We start from the raw sequence: 1,850 nt of genomic DNA, 5'->3' as shown, positions 1-1,850 counted from the left end.
CCCCACACCCCACACCCCACACCCCAGCAGTCTAACCATGTCTTCCCAATATCCCGAAAGCATCCAGACTATTTTTCAAAAAATTTGGGGCTATGATAGCTTTCGCTTTCCCCAACAGGAGATTATCGAGACGATTTTAGCGGCAAAGGATGCCCTAATTGTCATGCCCACGGGATTTGGTAAATCTATCTGTTTTCAACTGCCCGCTTTATTAAAAACCGGCTTAACCCTAGTGATTTCTCCCCTAGTGGCCCTGATGGAAAATCAGGTGGAGGAATTATTAGCTAAAAAACTACCCGTCGCCCTGATTCATAACGAAATCCCCCGACAACAGAGAAAGAAAACCTTAGCAGCGATCGCAGATCAAACCCTGCGACTTCTCTATCTTTCCCCAGAAACCCTCTTAAGTCCGCCCCTCTGGTCAAAATTAACCCTTCCCCACGTTAAAATTAACGCTCTCATCCTCGACGAGGCCCATTGTTTAACCCAGTGGGGCGATAATTTTCGTCCTGCTTACCGTCGTCTTGGGGCCGTCCGTCCCGCTCTTCTGCAATCGAAACCGGCCGGCAGCCAAATAGCGATCGCTGCTTTTACCGCCACCGCTAACCCCGCTACCCGTGAGACTCTCACCCGCATCTTACAACTAGAAAAACCACAACTTTTCTTAATAAATCCTTACCGTCAAAACCTTGACTTAAGCACCAAAATATGTATTAGCCCCGGTTGTCGTCGTCATCAACTATTAAACTTCCTCACCGGTCAACCTCGACAATCCGGCCTGATCTATACTCGTTCCCGTCGCCATAGTGAAAATTTAGCGACATGGTTGCAATCTCTCCATTATCGCACCAGTGCCTATCATGCCGGTTTATCCCCCTTTCAGCGTCGGGAAATAGAACAAAATTGGCTGCGGGGGGATTTAACTTTTGTTGTCTGTACCTCAGCTTTTGGCATGGGTATCAATAAACCCGATGTGCGTTGGGTTGTCCACTACCAACCCCCAGCTTTACTATCGGAATACCTACAGGAAATCGGCCGCGGTGGTCGCGATGGGGGTAAAATGCAGGCTCTCACCTTAATTAGTGAACCGACGGGATGGTTAGATAATAGCGATAAAAACCAGCAAAAATTCTTTAACTCCCAACAGGAGCGCCAATACCGACAAGCTTGGCAAATTTTAGCCCAAATTCCCCTAGAGGGCAAAGTAGAGGCGATTAGTGCCGAATTTCCCGATGGTGCGCTCATTCTCTCCCTTTTACACAGTCTCGATCGCCTAGAATGGCTCGATCCTTTTCATTATCGGCTTATTTATCCTCATAATTCAGCCAAGATGACTTTTAAACCCAGAAATGAGATATTTCCCTATCTCTATACCCGTCGCTGTCGTTGGCACTTTCTCTTAAATGCCTTTGGTTTTCAGGAAAATGCCGATAATTTTCGCTGTGGTCATTGTGATAATTGTCGTCGCAATCGACCTCTGGTAAGCTAGGAAGCGCCAGAGCAGGAAAGGGGTGAGAGCTTTTGTACTAAATTTTCCTGTCTTTTTTCTCCTCCTGTCTGGGATTCTCCTCAGCTAAGGTCAGATTTTTGATTTTTGCAGGAGATTTATAGCGGTTTTCACAGAAGTTAGTCCCGATTGAATCTATCAAGGGATTTACCATACCTTACCCGAAATAATAGTGAAATTTTGTAACAAAGTGCAGCCAGATACAAGAATCTTTGCTAGATTTCTAGAAAGCTTCTGTGATAAGTCTCCTTAAAAGGAGATTGTTTGCAGTAAGCTAATCTGGCTAACAGGCTTTTGGGCGTGATATAGGGAAAAGTTCTGGCGATTGTGCCTAAATCGGGTG

The 1,850-nt window shown here is 45.9% G+C and carries 1 protein-coding gene; it reads left to right on the top strand.

Annotated features, from left to right (window positions below; all coding sequences use genetic code 11):
* Positions 1-37 precede the first annotated feature (37 nt).
* Entirely contained in the window at positions 38-1,489 is a 1,452-nt protein-coding gene (locus tag PX481_RS03900) for a RecQ family ATP-dependent DNA helicase (RefSeq protein ID WP_288093727.1), read from the top strand.
* The last annotated feature ends 361 nt before the right edge of the window (positions 1,490-1,850 follow it).

The organism is Microcystis sp. M53603_WE2, from assembly GCF_030065435.1.
This window is presented reverse-complemented; position numbering and strand designations above follow the sequence as displayed.

What these genes read in the sequence shown, in the direction of transcription:
- PX481_RS03900 (WP_288093727.1), top strand. Translation starts at nt 38, where the DNA reads ATGTCTTCCCAATATCCCGAAAGCATCCAGACTATTTTTCAAAAAATT.